Source organism: Streptococcus mitis, from assembly GCF_001579045.1.
Classification (GTDB): domain Bacteria; phylum Bacillota; class Bacilli; order Lactobacillales; family Streptococcaceae; genus Streptococcus; species Streptococcus mitis_D.
Window position 1 is genome coordinate 437,858 of the sequence record NZ_KQ970263.1, and the last position, 15,604, is coordinate 453,461.

The following is a 15,604-nucleotide window of genomic DNA, read 5'->3' on the forward strand; positions in this document are numbered from 1 at the left end:
TGGGACGAGTATGCCTTCACTAAGGGAAAGATGAGTTTCATTGCACAAGATTTTGAAAAGCTCAATATCATCACTGTTCTTGAGGGTAGAACACAAGCCGTCATTCGAGATCACTTTCTTAAATATGATAGAGCCGTCCGATGTCGAGTGAAAATTATTACTATGGATATGTTTAGCCCCTACTATGAATTGGCCAAGCATCTTTTTCCTAATGCAAAAATTGTATTGGATCGCTTTCACATTGTGCAACATCTTAGCCGTGCTATGAGTCGTGTCCGTGTCCAAATCATGAATCAGTTTCATCGAAAATCCCATGAATACAAGGCCCTCAAGCGCTACTGGAAGCTCATCCAGCAGGATAGTCGTAAATTGAGTGATAAACGTTTTTATCGCCCTACTTTTCGTATGCACTTAACGAATAAAGAGATTCTTGACAATCTTTTGAGCTATTCAGAAGACTTGAAACACCACTACAATCTCTATCAGCTCTTACTTTTTCACTTCCAGAACAAGGAGCCAGACAAATTTTTCGGACTCATTGAGGACAATCTTAAGCAGGTTCATCCTCTTTTTCAGACTGTCTTTAAAACCTTTCTAAAGGACAAAGAGAAAATTGTCAACGCTCTTCAACTACACTATTCTAACGCCAAATTAGAAGCAACCAATAATCTCATCAAACTTATCAAACGCAATGCCTTTGGTTTTCGGAACTTTGAAAACTTCAAAAAACGGATTTTTATCGCTCTGAACATCAAAAAAGAAAGGACGAATTTTGTCCTTTCTCGAGCTTAGCTGACTTCAACCCACTACAGTTGACAAAGAGCCCAAAAAACAGGAGATTTCTCTCCTGTCATGATTCAATTATATAAAATTAAACCCATTCACCGTTTCCATTTACAGTGTAGCCATCTACAGTAGTATTTACTGACAATGCACCTGAAGCATCAACATGATACCATTTATCTTTAACTTGGAACCACTGACTAGTTTTCATTGCACCAGTGTTTTCAAGGAAGTACCATTTACCACCGTCTTGCAACCAACCAGTTTGCATTTCACCTGAACCATTTAGATAGTACCAAGTGTTACCATCTTTAATCCACCATTTTTGCATTACGCCTTCAGCGTTAAAGTAGTACCATGCACCATCAACTAGTTTCCAACCAGTAGCTTTATCACCTTTAGGAGTTACAATATAAATCCAACCTTTATCAGTATTTTTCCAACCTGTTTCAACAGCATTTGCTTTTGCATCTGCTTCTTCTAAGATTGAACGACTATATGTAAGACCAACTTTCTTATATTCTACTGCTGCTCTCTTTTCTGCATTTTCAAGTGCAAGCAATGCATTATCGCGATCTGTGCGAGCTACTTCTACCTCAGATTCTAGAGTAGAAATTGTTTCTTTTGCGTTTTCAATTTTCTTATCTAGATTGTAGGCTGCTTGAGTAATCTTGTAATCATTACCTGTTTCCAAAGCATCCATATATTGAAGAGCTGCTTCAATACGTGCTTGATCAAATACTGCTTTTTGGAGTTCTGCTTCTGCTTTTGCTAATTTCTCGTTTGCTTCTTTTTCTGCTTTAACTGCAGCATTTTGACGTCCTTTTGCTAATGCAAGATTAGATCTAGTTTGAGCAATTGCTGTGTCATCTCCTGAAGTTAGAGCCGCTTGGAAAGCTGCTTCTGCTGCTGCTGTTGCTTTGACAGCGTCAACACGTGCTTGCTTAGCTGTGTTAACTTCATTTTCATATGATTCTACATCATCAGTAAATTTAGCTTCACGTTGTGCAGCTTCTGTACGTGCTGATTTTAATTCATCAGCTTTGCGTACTAATGCTGTTCCATCACCAATCAAGTCAGCAGTACGAATTTTTTCTTGTTGTAATTTTTCAAGATTAGAGTATGCTTCTTTAACACGAGAAGAAAGTGTATTATACGCTGCATCTTTTTCTTTATAAAGGTTATAAGCAGGTGTAAGAATACTTAATTGTTGATCTTGAACATCATAAATATGTTGTGCTACTGCTTGAGCATCTGCTTTAGCTTTATCACTTCTGATTGAAGCCAATATAGAATTATAATCTACATAATCATCTGCTGCTGAAACAGATTGTACAGCACCATATGCTGCGAGTACGACTGCGCTTGTCAATAAAACTTTTTTCATCGTTTTATCTCCTTTGTTTTCTTTAAAATTTTTTTCGTAAGACTATCTTACTACCATACAGTATATAAATATTTGCAGGATTTGTCAAGGGTTTTCTTCAATTTTTTAAACTTTTCAGCTATTTTTTCAAAAAAGGTTAAAAAAACGCCTTTGTGAGATGAAATACTCTTCAAATACCGTATCTCTCAAGTGAAAATCTCACAAACTTCTAAAACCTTGAGTCAAACCTCACATATCTAATCCATATAGATAGTTGGACAGAACTCACTTCTATGGTATTATCCTATATCCCCTTCCAAATGTCAAGCAAAAATGGCAAGTATTTTGCAAATAACTCGCCATTCCATTAACTTTCTACTATTTAAAATGTGACCTCATAGCAAGGACTCAAACTCAGCTACTGACATGCCCAACTGCTGGCTGGCAACCTCAGAAGTCAGAAGACCTTGATGGACTAGATTTACTAAACCTACTTTTAATCCCTCTTCAATGCCTTCTTCGCGCCCTTTTTCAATACCCTCTGCACGGCCACGTTCGAGTCCACGTTCTAAACCTTTCTCCTCAGCTTGTTCCAAGGCATAATCCTGAGCCAATAACGCCTGTTCTTCGCGTCTGCGTTGTTCACTAAACATCTCCCTATCCTCCTCGGACCAGCTCTTGTAATCCAGCAGTTGGTCTGCTTGGCTGATGGCTCGCTCGGGGTGCTGGGTAAAGGGTTTATTCCCGAAAAACTCCAACCACGGTTTGCGAACCTCGTCTTTGCTGGTTTCTCTGTATTTTTTTAGTTCCAAGAATGCCATCTTTACTAGATGGTTTTCCTGTCCATTGTTTGTAATTGTTAAAACTTCACCTGTCGTGTCCTCGCGCATACTGAAACTGTGAAAAGCTAAGTCATCTGAAAAGTAATTGCTGTCCACAATTGCGATAGCATAAACTGGTGCAATGTGTTTATAACTCTGGTGTGTATCACCTTCTCGTTGGCGAATTTTTTCTAGGTTTTGATTGACCTGACTACATAGGTAAGCCCACAGGCGATTGATGAAAAAATTCTGATGATGAACCTGAATTTCAATGATTACTTGGGTTCCATTATCTAGCTCCGCCAAAACATCTATACTGGTATAGAAATCCTGTGCCGAGTAAGGTACGGAAGGCAAGACGTGAATGTTGCTTCCCTCCAAAATGGTCACATTTTTTGCTGGTAAATCCAGCATATCGCGGATAAATTGACAAGTGATTTCCGGATTGCTAAAGATTTTCTTAGCAACCAAGTCATTAGTTGGGCTGATGCCCGGATGACGTAATGTCATACTTTCTCTCCTTTCATTATAGCACATTTTTAAATCTAGGTTTACTAGATTTGATGCTTCTATCTATTTATTCGGAAAAGAGACGAAAAAAAATAAAAGTTATTAAAACTATTGTTTATCCTTAATTTTATCTGTACTAAAAGAGGGTTTGACACCTAATTTTTAAAATTAAAACACCCTGAATCCAGATACGGTTTGAATCAGCTTAACTTGTTCTTGATATTCTTGTTCGAGTTTCCGAATCATGGTTTCTAAGTCTTCTTTGCAGATGGCAAGAACATCATAGTGTTCCTTGATGATTCTGATTTTCTCACCTTGTTCAGCTATTACATCGTCCGCTATAGCAATTCCAAAATCTCGCATCTTATCCTTCATTCATCTTGGTAATCAACTTCTTAATGTTTGGTTTCTCATCTGGATTCTCAAAGATTCTCTGAATAATAACTTGAGTAAAAAATCATTCCTTAGTTCAACCGATCCACAATATATCTTTCCAATTGCTTGGCAAACCAATCTTACTAGATAATATGATATTTGACTTTTCCATCAACTGTTCCTCTAAAGTCATTAAAAAATCATTCCAATCTTGAACAAAAGAATGTGAATGATGTTGTATAAGATTTTTCATAGCTAGAAGATAAGCAAATAAATCGTTATTATGCGTCTTTTTCTTTTTAGTCTCTGCATTCTTGTTTATTTGACGCAAATCAGCTGAAAAGAAACTTGGACTTGCTATTGTAAAATTTTGACCATATAGTCTTAAATGATGTGCTGTCCTATTTCTCATATACCATGTAGCTGAAACCCAGCCAAATAATTTACTCCGGATTTCTTCTCCATGAATTTTAGAATTTACCACACCAGTTGATAAAAATGTAGTATCTATCCAATACTCCCGGTACTCTTTTTTCAGTGCACTTATAAAACGAGTTGTTTCTCCAAAAGTCATCTCTTGAAAAAGAACCCAAATTGGGAATTTAGAACCTTTATTTTTGATATGATGCTGTATTGAAAGACTTTGATTCTCTGATAAATGTTTTTCTATAATTGAAATAAATTCGTTATATAATTCAGAGTTTTCATAAATAGTTTCATCCAGGTAACACTCACCTTTTTGATATTTTCCATTATATTGCTGACAAAGCGATTCAATAAAAGTTGATTTTATAAACTGCTCTAATCTACCAGAAAATATAAACAGAAACTGTGACAACCAGTCATTAAATTCATACAATGAAATCGCTGCTTGAAATTTTCCTTTATGAAGATTATCTGGAACCTGTTTAATAAAAGCAGAAAACGAATAGTAATTATGGCAACGTAAAAAATTTTTGGAATCTAGTTCCTCTTCAGGTGACATATCTAGCTTATCTGAAAGATAACTTACCAAATCTTCAAGAGGTAAAAATGCTTTCATTTCTCTCTTTAAATCTCTTGACAAAGAAATACTATTATCAGTTGTGTACATCATTAACCTTCTAAATTTATAAAAAAATGACTCCAGTTGCTATGAAACAGGGAGCAAAAGGAGTGCTTGTATCTAAATACTATACTATTCTATAAAAAAAGTCAAGTCAACTTGATATTTTTTCAATTTGTGTCTAATTGTTCACTCGTAAATTCGGAAGATAAAGCATGTTGGCGTACTAAATCTAGAAAGGTAAAAATTTGTCCTTCAACTTTCCCGCGCTCCACTCCCTGTTCAATCCCCTCTGCACGGTCACGTTCAAGGCATTTTTCTTCAGCTTGCTCCAAGGCATAGTACTGTGCCAACAATGCCTGTTCTTCTCGCATACGTAGTTGGCTAAACATCTCCCTGTCCTCCTCGGACCAGCTCTTGTAGTCCAGCAGTTGATCTGCTTGGCTGATGGCTCGCTCGGGTTCTTGGGTAAAGGGTTTATTCCCGAAAAACTCCAACCACGGCTTGCAAACCTTGTCTTTGCTAGTTTCTCTGTATTTTAGTTCTTAGTTATGATGGTCTTTCAATAATTCTTCAAACTCAGAGACAGTCATGCCTAATTGCTCACTCGCAACCTCTGCTGTTAAAAGATGCTGGCGAACAAGATTTGCTAACATAACAAAACCACCTTCCGCCCTAGCAGTTTCCAAGGCATAGTCCTGTGCTAACAAGGCTTGTTCTTCGCGCATACGTAGTTGACTAAACATTTTTCTGTCCTCCTCGGACCAGCTCTTGTAGTCCAGCAGTTGGTCTGCTTGGCTGATGGCTCGCTCGGGTTGTTGGGTAAAGGGCTTGTTCCCAAAAAACTCCAACCACGGTTTGCGAACCTCGTCTTTGCTGGTTTCTCTGTATTTTTTTAATTCCAAGAATGCCATCTTGACTAGATGGTTTTCTTGTCCATTGTTTGTGATGGTTAAGACCTCACCTGTCGTGTCCTCTCGCATACTGAAACTGTGGAAAGCCAAATCATCTGAGAAATAATTGCTGTCCACAATTGCGATAGCATAAACAGGTGAGATGTGTTTATAACTCTGGTGAGTATCTCCTTCACGTTGACGAATTTTTTCTAGGTTTTGATTGACCTGACTGCATAGATAAGCCCACAGGCGATTGATGAAAAAATTCTGATGATGTACCTGAATTTCAATGATTACTTGGGTACCATTATCCAACTCTGCCAAAACATCTATACTGGTATAGAAATCCTGCGCCGAGTACGGTGTAATGGGCAAGACATGAATATTGCTCCCCTCCAAAATGGTCACATTTTTTGCTGGTAAATCCAACATATCGCGAATAAATTGACAAGTGATTTCTGGGTTGCTGAAAATTTTCTTAGCAACCAAGTCATTGGTTGGGCTGATGCCCGGATGTCTTAGAATCATCCTTTTCCTCCTTTTATTATACCACAGTTTTAAATCTAGGTTTACTAGATTCACTGCTACTATCTATTTATTCGGAAAAGAGATGAAAAAAACCTGAGAATTATCTCAGGCTTGGTCATTAAATCTTTTTCTCAATACTGAAAAGTGGAGAAAGTGGTCGTTTTTCATGAATACGTACGATAGCATCCCCTAGGAGATGAGCGATTGAAATCTGCTCAATCTTATCAATCAAACGCTCTTCTGGCAGATAGATAGTATCCAAAACAACCAATTTCTTGATAGCTGATTTTTGGATATTGTCCATAGCAGGACCAGAAAGAACTGGGTGCGTACAGCTTGCATATACTTCAACAGCACCAGCTTCTGCAAGGGCATCTGCCGCATGACAAATCGTTCCAGCCGTATCAATCATATCATCAATCAAGATACAAGTCTTGCCTTCGACCTTACCGATGATGTTCATGACTTCACTGGTATTCATCTTATCAACACTACGACGTTTGTCAATGATAGCAATAGAGGTTTTCAAAAATTCTGCCAACTTACGAGCACGAGTCACCCCTCCATGGTCTGGGCTGACAACCACATAGTCAGAACCAACCATGCCACGACGCTCAAAATAATCCGCAATCAGAGGAGCTCCCATCAAGTGATCCACAGGAATATCAAAGAATCCTTGAATCTGCGCAGCATGCAAGTCGATTGTCAACAAACGATCCACTCCAGCTACTTCAAGCATATTTGCGACAAGTTTTGAAGTGATTGGCTCACGCGCTCTCGCCTTTCTATCCTGACGTGCATACCCATAGTAAGGCATGACAACATTGACAGATTCTGCACTCGCACGCTTCAAAGCATCTACCATAATCAAAATTTCAAGCAAATTGTCATTTACAGGCGAGCTAGTTGATTGTAGGATAAAGACGTGTTTTCCACGGATTGATTCTTCAATATTGACCTGAATCTCTCCATCTGAAAATTGTCGGACACTTGATTTCCCCAACTCTATCCCAATCTCCTGCGCTACACGTTTTGCCAATTCTTGATTAGAAGAAAGGGCAAACAGCTTTAAATCAGAAAAAGACATGATTTCCTCCGGTATATATGTATCGCTTGTGCTTTTCACAAGATTTCTCTATCTACCATTGTAGCGCTTTTTGCACTATTTTTCAATCAAAAATAAAAGAAGGGCACCATATTTGTACCCTTGCTTCATTCTTTTGAAAAATATTCTAGTTCATCAGCTCATTGTGCTTCTCAACAAAACGATAAGCCTGATAAAAACCGTAGAGAGTAATGGCCGTAACCACTGGAATCGCTAAAGGCAACTCTGTCTCCAACTCTACAAAAGGAGAATTAAACAAGAAGTGAGTTCCTAAGGCTAAACCTAGGAAAATAAGCCCCTCTTTCTTGCCAACCTTTTGTCCTTTATAGGCTCTGTAAAGCAAGTAAACACCTACTACAGCTATACCTGAAAAAGTCCAGTGAGAGGCAATTCCTGAGATGATACGCTCTAAAATCCTTGAAATGGTAAAATCAAAGCCCTCTGGCAAATCCGTACGAATGTAGCCAATATCCTCAATCATTTGAAATCCCAAACCAGAAGCAATTCCTAGTAAAAACAAAGATTTTAATTTTCGCACAGGAACCAAAGCCAAAACAAAGACAAGTGGCAACAATTTCAACGGCTCTTCTACCAAAGGAGCCACAATAGCACTTTCAAAGGCATTTAAAAATGCACTATCTGGGAAAAGAACCCCCAGTAAATCATGGATATAGGTATTCGCAAAGCTAGACAACCAGCCTGAAAGGAACATTCCTCCCAATAAAGACAAGATCAAGGAGTTTTTTGGCAATTTCCATTTTTTCCCAATACGGAAAAGGAAATAAAGAGCCGGAATCATATAAAAGAGAGCTAGAAAGATAGAAACTCCCATTAGTCCATATTCCGCACCTGACATAGAACCGTCCGTATAGTAGATGGTTTCATATTGTAAACCAATACATAGCAATAAAATAAAAATAAATAAAATGCTGTTTTTCTTCATACACTTTCTTTCTAAATGAATTTTTTACAATTCTACGACCGTCATACTTCCTGTATCCACATCGTAAATAGCACCAGAGATAATGACATCGTCTGGTATTAGGGGAGACTCGATAAGGAGTTGCATATCCTCACGTACACTCTCCTCTATATCTTGGAAGGGCAAGAAGTCCTGGTCTGACACATCGACACCCAGTTCCTCTTTCAAATACTCCTGAAAAGGACCATTTTCAAAGGTCTGAGCACCACAGTCTGTATGGTGCAATACCACAATCTCTCTTGTCCCCATTTGTTGCTGGGAAATAACTAGCGAACGAATCATGTCCTCAGTCACTCGACCGCCTGCATTCCGCAAGATATGAGCATCCCCAAGTGCCAAACCCAAAGCTTGTGCAACGTGCAGACGTGAGTCCATACAGGTCACAATGGCTACTCTGGTTTTGGGTTTAAGTGGTAGATTTAACTGCCCATGTAGGGCAACATAAGCCTGATTGGCTTGCATAAACTGTTCAAAATACGACACGATTCCCTCCTCGAAAATTTGATAGTCAAATATTTCTCCTATCTTATCATTTTTAAGAGAATTTGTCACGGATTATGCAAAGACCTTTTTCAAAACTTCCTGAATCGTTGTTACTCCAATGACCTGAATTTCCTTGGGTGGAGTAATTCCTGTCAAGGAATTTTTAGGTACATAAATCTTAGTAAATCCCAGTTTAGCAGCTTCATTGATGCGTTGTTCGATACGATTCACACGCCGAATTTCTCCTGTCAATCCCAGTTCTCCCACAAAACATTCCTGAGGATTAGTTGGCTTGTCTTTATAACTCGAAGCAATGGCAACTGCAACGGCCAAGTCAATGGCAGGTTCATCCAATTTGACACCGCCAGCAGATTTAAGATAAGCATCCTGATTTTGCAAGAGAAGACCTGCCCGCTTTTCCAAAACAGCCATAATCAGACTAGCACGATTAAAGTCAAGACCTGTGGTCGTACGCTTGGCATTTCCAAACATGGTCGGTGTCACCAAAGCCTGAACTTCCGCCAAAATCGGACGCGTCCCTTCCATGGTCACAACAATTGACGAGCCCGTAGCACCGTCTAAACGCTCTTCTAGGAAAACTTGACTCGGATTGAGTACCTCAACCAAACCGCCCGACTGCATCTCAAAAATCCCAATTTCATTGGTAGAACCAAAACGGTTTTTGACCGCTCTCAAAATACGAAAGGTATGGTGGCGCTCCCCTTCAAAGTAAAGCACCGTATCCACCATATGCTCTAGCATACGCGGACCAGCCAAGGTTCCTTCCTTGGTCACATGACCTACGATAAAGATGGCAATGTTATTGGTCTTGGCCAGCTGCATGAGCTCAGCCGTCACCTCACGCACTTGAGAAACAGATCCCTGTACCCCTGAAATCTCAGGAGACATAATGGTCTGGATAGAGTCTATAATGAGAAAATCTGGCTGGATGCGCTCCACCTCTGCTCGAACACTCTGCATATTGGTCTCTGCATAGAGATAAAACTCGCTATCAATATCTCCCAAACGCTCTGCTCGTAGCTTAATCTGCTGGGCAGACTCCTCCCCACTGACATAGAGAACAGTTCCCACTTGAGACAGCTGGGTTGAAACTTGTAGAAGAAGGGTTGATTTCCCAATTCCAGGATCCCCACCGATGAGGACGAGACTTCCTGGTACCACTCCGCCTCCAAGTACACGGTTGAATTCCTCCATCTCCGTCTTGGTTCGATTGACGTTGATTGAAGTCACCTCAGCCAGTTTCATGGGCTTGGTTTTCTCACCTGTCAAGGACACACGCGCATTCTTGACCTCGGCAACCTCAACCTCTTCTACAAAGGAAGACCAAGACCCACAGTTAGGACAACGCCCCAGATATTTAGGGGAATTATAGCCACAATTTTGACATACAAATGTCGCTTTTTTCTTTGCGATAATAAACCTCTTTCTATATCTCTAACTCACACTCAAGTACTTGGCAAAAATCAATCTTCTCATTTGGCACAAACTGACGCATGAGCATGTTGTGAGTTACCACTATCACGGTCTGGTAATCTCGATACTTAGCCATGCATTCTAGAAAACGAGACTTCATCTCCGTAGCTGTCTCATATTGAATAGGACTATTAGGAAGTAACTCCCCATGATTTTCTAGAAACATAGTACGAGCTTTTTCAAAATTATCTGTGCCAGTTTCATAGACCTGCCATTCATGTAATAAAGGCTCCACTCTTAAAGGAAGTCCCGTAGCACAGGATACATAAAAAGCCGTTTCTAAAGCTCGCGTCACTGCAGAAGACACCAGGATATCAGCTGAGCCAAACAAAGGATTTTTGCAAAGTTCCTGAGCTTGTTGTCTTCCTTTCTCAGATAAGGGTGCCAAATCTATCCCGAATCCAGTATAGGAACGCTCCTCTAACTCACGGTAATTTGGCTCCCCGTGACGGATAAAAATAATTTTCATATTAAGATCCCCATAAAACTATCCAATCTTGATTCCGTAATCTTGCCACTGCTTCAGTGTTTTAGAGAATTTCTTCTGGTTGGCAACTCCGACAGCAGACAAATCGACAGAAACATGATAATTCTCCTTGGTAGCTGCCAAAACGGAAGCCTTAACACAGCCATTGCCATCTATCCCTATAAACTCTATGCTTTTAGCACCGTTTTCCTCTAAAAAATCTTTTAAATCTGGATTAGTAAAGCAAGAAGCCCGACGCTTCTCAAAGATACGAGAAGAGACAAGCAGCAAGTCGGTCACAAATTTCTTCTTTCTGTCTTTTCTCACCTGTCAAGGACACACGCGCATTCTTGACCTCGGCAACCTCAACCTCTTCTACAAAAGAAGACCAAGATCCACAGTTGGGGCAACGCCCCAGATATTTAGGGGAATTATACCCACAATTTTGACATACAAATGTCGCTTTTTTTTTTGCGATGATAAACCTCTTTCTATATCTCTAACTCACACTCAATCACTTGGCAAAAATCAATCTTCTCATTTGGCACAAACTGACGCATGAGCATTCCGTGAGTTACAATGATAATAGTTTTATAATTTTTATATTTTTCCAAAGTTCTTAAAAAACGATGACGCATCTCCAGAGCTGTTTCATAGCGATAAGGAGAATCTTCAGGTAAACTTCCTTGATGTTTTAGATAATATTCATGAGCTACCAATACACTAGTTAAATCAGAGTTAGTACCATCTAAGTCTGGACGCCACTCATGAAAAAACGGCTCCACAAATAAGTCCAATCCTGTTTCAACCGCTATATAATGTGCTGTTTCTAAAGCCCTCGTCACAGACGATGAAATAATAATCTCTGCCTTTCCAAAACATGCAGTTTTAGCAATTTCTTTTGCCAGACTGCGACCTTTTCCTGTCAATGGTGCTAAATCACGACCAAAACCACTATATAGTTGCGGATTTTCAAGTTTATCAAGCATACTATAATCTGGCTCCCCGTGACGTACAAAGATAATCTTCATCTTAGTGCCCAGTTGATCCAAATCCACCAGTCCGAACACCATCTGCCGCATCGCCATCCGCAATCAAAAATGGAGCAAAGACAGCCTGAACCACGCGTTCTCCAACTTCAAGAACAACCTCTTGGTCTGTGATATTCCTCATCTGCGCAAAAATATGCCCTTCATTCCCAGGATTTCCATAATAATCCCCATCAATGACCCCAACCGAGTTAATTAAAACCAAGCCCTTCTTACGAGGGTTTGAAGAACGATCATAGAGGTAGAGAACCTCAGTCGGCTGCATATAAGCCTTAACCCCTGTCGGAACTAATACAATCTCTCCTGGCGCAATAACTGTACGCACAGCAACCTTTAAGTCGTAACCAGCCGCATGAGCTGTCTCACGCTTGGGCAATAAATTTTCATCTGTAAAACTAGAAACCAATTCAAAACCACGAATTTTCATCATCTTCTCTTTTCTATTATCATTTATTCTAGATTATTCTATCTTATTTATTCGGAAAAAGCACGAAAAAAAGAGCACACAATTCAAATCGCTTAGGGCTGCTGGATTCCTCCCCTGACCCGCTTCACGCAGAACTGTTGCTCCACTATTTATTATATCACATTCCTATTCATTTTAAAAGCAAAATTATTTTTTCCGTCTATTTCTAAAAAAGTCCTGCATAATAGCTGCGCATTCATCTTCCAAAATTCCCGTTTCAACCTCCACACGATGATTGAGACGCTCATCTGTCAAGATATCGTACAAACTCCCAGCAGCGCCAAATTTCTGGTTTTTAGCCCCATAGACCACGTTTGGAATACGGGCGAGTCCAATCGCCCCACTACACATGACACACGGCTCAATGGTCACAAAAAGCGTGCAATCAAGCAAGCGCCAGCTCTCCTCACTCAGATTAGCATTCTCTATGGCCATAATTTCCGCATGCATAACCGCTCGCTGCAGTTCCTCACGCGCATTATGCCCACGGCCAATGACTTCTCCGTCCTTGACAATCACACAACCAATTGGAATTTCATCGTGTTCAAGAGCAATCTCAGCCTCTCTCAAAGCCTCCCTCATAAAGACTTCTTTTTCTTCAATCGTATAATTCATTTCTTTTCTCTTTTCCTGCTTATCGATTTTATTATTATATCATGAATCCCAATACAAAAAAAGCCACCGAATGCGGTGACTTTATAGGGAGATTATTATGAAAAAGAAAAGTTTAGGATATTTGTTACAACAAGTTAGGAGGTCTTCTTGTAACTGTCTATAGTATACCCGACCTATCTTAAACAAATCTTAAAAATCTCTTAGGACCAAACACTTTCTAAAATATTTGTTTGTTCACGACCAGGACCTACTGAGAAAGTAGAAATACGAACTTCAACCAACTCACTCACACGACGAACGTAGTTACGCGCATTCTCAGGAAGGTCTTCCAAATTACGAACTCCGGTAATATCTTCTGACCAACCTGGCAACTCTTCATAGATAGGCTTGCAGCGTTTCAATTGCTCAAGACTAGCTGGATAGTAGTCAATACGTTGACCATCAAGATCATAGGCCACACAGATTTTTACTGTATCTAAACCACTCAAAACATCGATAGAGTTCAATGAAAGGTTAGTAATACCAGAAACACGACGGCTATGACGCATGACAACTGAGTCAAACCAACCCACACGACGTGGACGACCAGTTGTTGTACCATATTCATGACCGACTTCGCGGATACGTTCTCCTACTTCATCAAACAACTCAGTTGGGAAAGGACCGTCTCCCACACGACTGGTATAGGCTTTACATACACCTACAACCTTGTCAATCTTACTTGGACCGACACCAGAACCAATTGTCACACCACCAGCTACAGGGTTTGAAGACGTAACAAATGGATAGGTACCTTGGTCAATATCTAGCATAACACCTTGTGCACCTTCAAAAAGCACACGTTTACCGTTATCAAGTGCATCGTTCAAGATTACAGATGTATCTGTCACATATTTCTTAATTTGTTGACCATATTCGTAATATTCTTCAAAAATATCATCGAAAGCAATCGCTTTACTGTCATACAATTTTTCAAAAAGACGATTCTTTTCAGCAAGGTTACGTTCTAAACGCTCACGGAAAATGTCTTTATCCAAAAGATCTGCGATACGAATCCCAACACGAGCAGCCTTGTCCATATAAGCTGGACCAATTCCCTTGATTGTCGTACCAATCTTATTGTCACCCTTAGCCTCTTCTTGCAAACGATCCAACTCGATATGGTATGGCAAAATAACATGCGCGCGATCAGAAATCCGCAAGTTATCAGTTGTAACACCTTCCTCATGAAGATAGCTCAACTCTTTCACAAGAGATTTAGGATTTACAACCATACCATTCCCAATAACAGAGATTTTTTCAGGGAAGAAAATCCCAGATGGAATCAAGTGCAACTTAAATTTCTTACCGTCAATCACAATCGTGTGACCTGCATTATCACCACCTTGGTAACGTGCAATCACTTCTGCATTCGCTGAAAGGAAGTCTGTAATCTTCCCTTTACCCTCATCACCCCATTGGGTACCTACAACAACAACTGAAGTCATAATCTTGTCTGAGCCCTCAGGCTCTTCCTTTCTCACATACATGGCAGGAATCTCACCCGCAATTATATCTTACAATTTATTATAAGAAAAAATCGCCTTTTTATCAAGAAGAAACAATAGAAAGATTTGCTATTTCCAACTATTAAAAAATGATTTAGAAAAATAAGCAGCTATTTATCATTATTTTCCCACAAAAAGTTAAATTTGTTCGGAAATTAACTCATATTGTCTCAACAAGCAACAAAACCTTGTTTCATTATCAATTTTTCAAGATACAAACGATAAGCAACACGATAATGGTAAACTATAAAATCCCTACGACACCCAATGCCATATCTAACTAAATAATAAATCAAAAATTTAAAATGAAAATGTTCCCAGTCCCAACTATTATCAAAGAAAGTAGCATACTCTTCTTCGATACTGTCATAGAAATCAGTCATCTGATCATAAATATTTTGTAGCATAAGCATACACTCCTTTACTTTTTATGACCTTATTCTAACAAAAAATTTTAATTAATCATTAATAATTCCTGAATTGTTAAAATACCAACCTCAACAAGAGAAAAAATAGGAAAAGTTGACAGAATAGGAACAAATTTACTACCTAAATTAGACTATTATAGACCTTATTAACTGCGTTAAATACCAAAAGAGACTGAGGTAAAAATCTTAAAATAAGAAAAACGCATAGTATCTAATTTTTCAAACTATCTTTAAAACATTTCTCAAAGATAACGAGAAAATTGTCAATGCCCTTAAACTAGCCTATTCTAACGCCAAACTAGAAGTCACTAATAATCTCATCAAACTTATCAAGCGCAACGCCTTTGGTTTTTGGAACTTTAAAAACTTCAAAAAACGAATTATCATCGCTCTAAACATCAAAAAAGAAAGGACGAAATTTGTCCTTTCTCGAGCTTAGCTGACTTCAACCTACTACAGTTGACAAAGAGACAAACTTTTCTAGCCAAGAAAAATGTCTCGCCTCTAATAACACGAGATAGATTATTATTACATAACAAAAAAAGAGGTCTAAACCTCTTAACTAAATTACTCCGCCAGTAGGACTCGAACCTACGACATCATGATTAACAGTCATGCGCTACTACCAACTGAGCTATGGCGGAA

The 15,604-nt window shown here is 39.2% G+C and carries 15 protein-coding genes, 1 tRNA gene, 1 other RNA gene and 5 pseudogenes; 2 read left to right on the top strand and 20 right to left on the bottom strand.

Annotated features, from left to right (window positions below; all coding sequences use genetic code 11):
* The coding region (locus SMIDD28_RS08360; protein ID WP_155719327.1) for an ISL3 family transposase at positions 1–792 on the top strand (792 nt) is incomplete at its 5' end.
* A 79-nt stretch (positions 793–871) separates the two neighbouring features.
* Here SMIDD28_RS08360 and SMIDD28_RS12520 read toward each other — a convergent pair.
* The 19 genes and pseudogenes from SMIDD28_RS12520 to comW form a co-directional block, all read right to left on the bottom strand.
* Positions 872–2,170 (bottom strand): hypothetical protein, encoded by a 1,299-nt coding sequence (locus SMIDD28_RS12520; RefSeq protein ID WP_081103261.1) that lies wholly within the window; start codon positions 2,168–2,170, stop codon positions 872–874.
* 374 nt (positions 2,171–2,544) lie between these two features.
* Positions 2,545–3,480 carry an Rpn family recombination-promoting nuclease/putative transposase gene (locus SMIDD28_RS08370; protein ID WP_061425573.1) on the bottom strand — a complete coding sequence of 312 codons (936 nt, stop codon included), beginning with the start codon at positions 3,478–3,480 and terminating at the stop codon, positions 2,545–2,547.
* 177 nt (positions 3,481–3,657) lie between these two features.
* A pseudogene (locus SMIDD28_RS08375) lies at positions 3,658–3,928 on the bottom strand (IS110 family transposase); the annotation flags it as partial.
* Positions 3,929–3,949: 21 nt separating this feature from the next.
* On the bottom strand, positions 3,950–4,948 hold the full coding sequence (locus tag SMIDD28_RS08380; protein WP_196756369.1) for an Abi family protein: 999 nt from the start codon (positions 4,946–4,948) through the stop codon (positions 3,950–3,952).
* Between the two features lie 122 nt (positions 4,949–5,070).
* Positions 5,071–5,439 (bottom strand): annotated as a pseudogene (locus SMIDD28_RS08385) (hypothetical protein); the annotation flags it as partial.
* Between the two features lie 6 nt (positions 5,440–5,445).
* Positions 5,446–6,324, bottom strand: coding sequence for an Rpn family recombination-promoting nuclease/putative transposase (locus SMIDD28_RS08390; RefSeq protein WP_061425577.1), 879 nt, complete (start codon positions 6,322–6,324; stop codon positions 5,446–5,448).
* Between the two features lie 118 nt (positions 6,325–6,442).
* Entirely contained in the window at positions 6,443–7,411 is a 969-nt protein-coding gene (locus tag SMIDD28_RS08395; RefSeq protein ID WP_033682853.1) for a ribose-phosphate diphosphokinase, read from the bottom strand.
* A gap of 145 nt (positions 7,412–7,556) precedes the next feature.
* A complete protein-coding gene (locus SMIDD28_RS08400) occupies positions 7,557–8,372 on the bottom strand; it encodes a PrsW family intramembrane metalloprotease (RefSeq protein ID WP_061425578.1) in 816 nt (271 codons plus the stop codon).
* A gap of 24 nt (positions 8,373–8,396) precedes the next feature.
* Positions 8,397–8,894, bottom strand: coding sequence for a beta-class carbonic anhydrase (locus SMIDD28_RS08405; protein ID WP_004237611.1), 498 nt, complete (start codon positions 8,892–8,894; stop codon positions 8,397–8,399).
* 72 nt (positions 8,895–8,966) lie between these two features.
* Positions 8,967–10,331: a DNA repair protein RadA gene (radA, locus tag SMIDD28_RS08410; RefSeq protein ID WP_135783528.1), complete on the bottom strand. Its 1,365-nt coding sequence runs from the start codon at positions 10,329–10,331 to the stop codon at positions 8,967–8,969.
* Positions 10,332–10,341: 10 nt separating this feature from the next.
* The gene (locus tag SMIDD28_RS08415; RefSeq protein ID WP_061425579.1) at positions 10,342–10,857 is read right to left on the bottom strand and encodes a histidine phosphatase family protein; all 516 of its coding nucleotides are present in this window, start codon (positions 10,855–10,857) and stop codon (positions 10,342–10,344) included.
* An 18-nt stretch (positions 10,858–10,875) separates the two neighbouring features.
* Positions 10,876–11,178: pseudogene (locus SMIDD28_RS08420) on the bottom strand (isochorismatase family protein); the annotation flags it as partial.
* Positions 11,174–11,335, bottom strand: a pseudogene (locus tag SMIDD28_RS11735) (DNA repair protein RadA); the annotation flags it as partial. The pseudogenes SMIDD28_RS08420 and SMIDD28_RS11735, both read right to left, overlap by 5 nt.
* A gap of 10 nt (positions 11,336–11,345) precedes the next feature.
* On the bottom strand, positions 11,346–11,885 hold the full coding sequence (locus tag SMIDD28_RS08425) for a histidine phosphatase family protein (protein WP_061425596.1): 540 nt from the start codon (positions 11,883–11,885) through the stop codon (positions 11,346–11,348).
* Position 11,886: 1 nt separating this feature from the next.
* Positions 11,887–12,330 carry a dUTP diphosphatase gene (locus SMIDD28_RS08430; protein ID WP_061425580.1) on the bottom strand — a complete coding sequence of 148 codons (444 nt, stop codon included), beginning with the start codon at positions 12,328–12,330 and terminating at the stop codon, positions 11,887–11,889.
* Between the two features lie 56 nt (positions 12,331–12,386).
* Positions 12,387–12,484: signal recognition particle sRNA small type (gene ffs / locus SMIDD28_RS08435), an RNA gene on the bottom strand.
* Positions 12,485–12,516: 32 nt separating this feature from the next.
* The gene (gene tadA, locus SMIDD28_RS08440; RefSeq protein ID WP_061425581.1) at positions 12,517–12,984 is read right to left on the bottom strand and encodes a tRNA adenosine(34) deaminase TadA; all 468 of its coding nucleotides are present in this window, start codon (positions 12,982–12,984) and stop codon (positions 12,517–12,519) included.
* A gap of 200 nt (positions 12,985–13,184) precedes the next feature.
* Positions 13,185–14,471 (bottom strand): adenylosuccinate synthase, encoded by a 1,287-nt coding sequence (locus tag SMIDD28_RS08445; RefSeq protein ID WP_061425582.1) that lies wholly within the window; start codon positions 14,469–14,471, stop codon positions 13,185–13,187.
* A gap of 230 nt (positions 14,472–14,701) precedes the next feature.
* A complete protein-coding gene (gene comW, locus SMIDD28_RS08450) occupies positions 14,702–14,938 on the bottom strand; it encodes a sigma(X)-activator ComW (RefSeq protein WP_061425583.1) in 237 nt (78 codons plus the stop codon).
* 235 nt (positions 14,939–15,173) lie between these two features.
* Here comW and SMIDD28_RS11335 point away from each other — a divergent pair.
* Positions 15,174–15,398 (top strand): annotated as a pseudogene (locus tag SMIDD28_RS11335) (transposase); the annotation flags it as partial.
* Positions 15,399–15,529: 131 nt separating this feature from the next.
* On the opposite strand, the gene SMIDD28_RS08455 reads toward SMIDD28_RS11335, so the two are convergent.
* A tRNA-Asn gene (locus tag SMIDD28_RS08455) sits at positions 15,530–15,603 on the bottom strand.
* Between the last annotated feature and the right edge of the window lies 1 nt (position 15,604).

Bases quoted from the DNA above. Each gene is read 5' to 3' on its own strand.
- SMIDD28_RS08370 (WP_061425573.1), bottom strand. From the start codon at position 3,480: ATGACATTACGTCATCCGGGCATCAGCCCAACTAATGACTTGGTTGCT.
- SMIDD28_RS08415 (WP_061425579.1), bottom strand. From the start codon at position 10,857: ATGAAAATTATTTTTATCCGTCACGGGGAGCCAAATTACCGTGAGTTA.
- comW (WP_061425583.1), bottom strand. From the start codon at position 14,938: ATGCTACAAAATATTTATGATCAGATGACTGATTTCTATGACAGTATC.
- SMIDD28_RS08400 (WP_061425578.1), bottom strand. From the start codon at position 8,372: ATGAAGAAAAACAGCATTTTATTTATTTTTATTTTATTGCTATGTATT.
- SMIDD28_RS08425 (WP_061425596.1), bottom strand. From the start codon at position 11,885: ATGAAGATTATCTTTGTACGTCACGGGGAGCCAGATTATAGTATGCTT.
- SMIDD28_RS08445 (WP_061425582.1), bottom strand. From the start codon at position 14,471: ATGACTTCAGTTGTTGTTGTAGGTACCCAATGGGGTGATGAGGGTAAA.
- SMIDD28_RS08380 (WP_196756369.1), bottom strand. From the start codon at position 4,948: ATGTACACAACTGATAATAGTATTTCTTTGTCAAGAGATTTAAAGAGA.
- tadA (WP_061425581.1), bottom strand. From the start codon at position 12,984: ATGAATTATACGATTGAAGAAAAAGAAGTCTTTATGAGGGAGGCTTTG.
- SMIDD28_RS12520 (WP_081103261.1), bottom strand. From the start codon at position 2,170: ATGAAAAAAGTTTTATTGACAAGCGCAGTCGTACTCGCAGCATATGGT.
- SMIDD28_RS08390 (WP_061425577.1), bottom strand. From the start codon at position 6,324: ATGATTCTAAGACATCCGGGCATCAGCCCAACCAATGACTTGGTTGCT.
- SMIDD28_RS08430 (WP_061425580.1), bottom strand. From the start codon at position 12,330: ATGAAAATTCGTGGTTTTGAATTGGTTTCTAGTTTTACAGATGAAAAT.
- SMIDD28_RS08395 (WP_033682853.1), bottom strand. From the start codon at position 7,411: ATGTCTTTTTCTGATTTAAAGCTGTTTGCCCTTTCTTCTAATCAAGAA.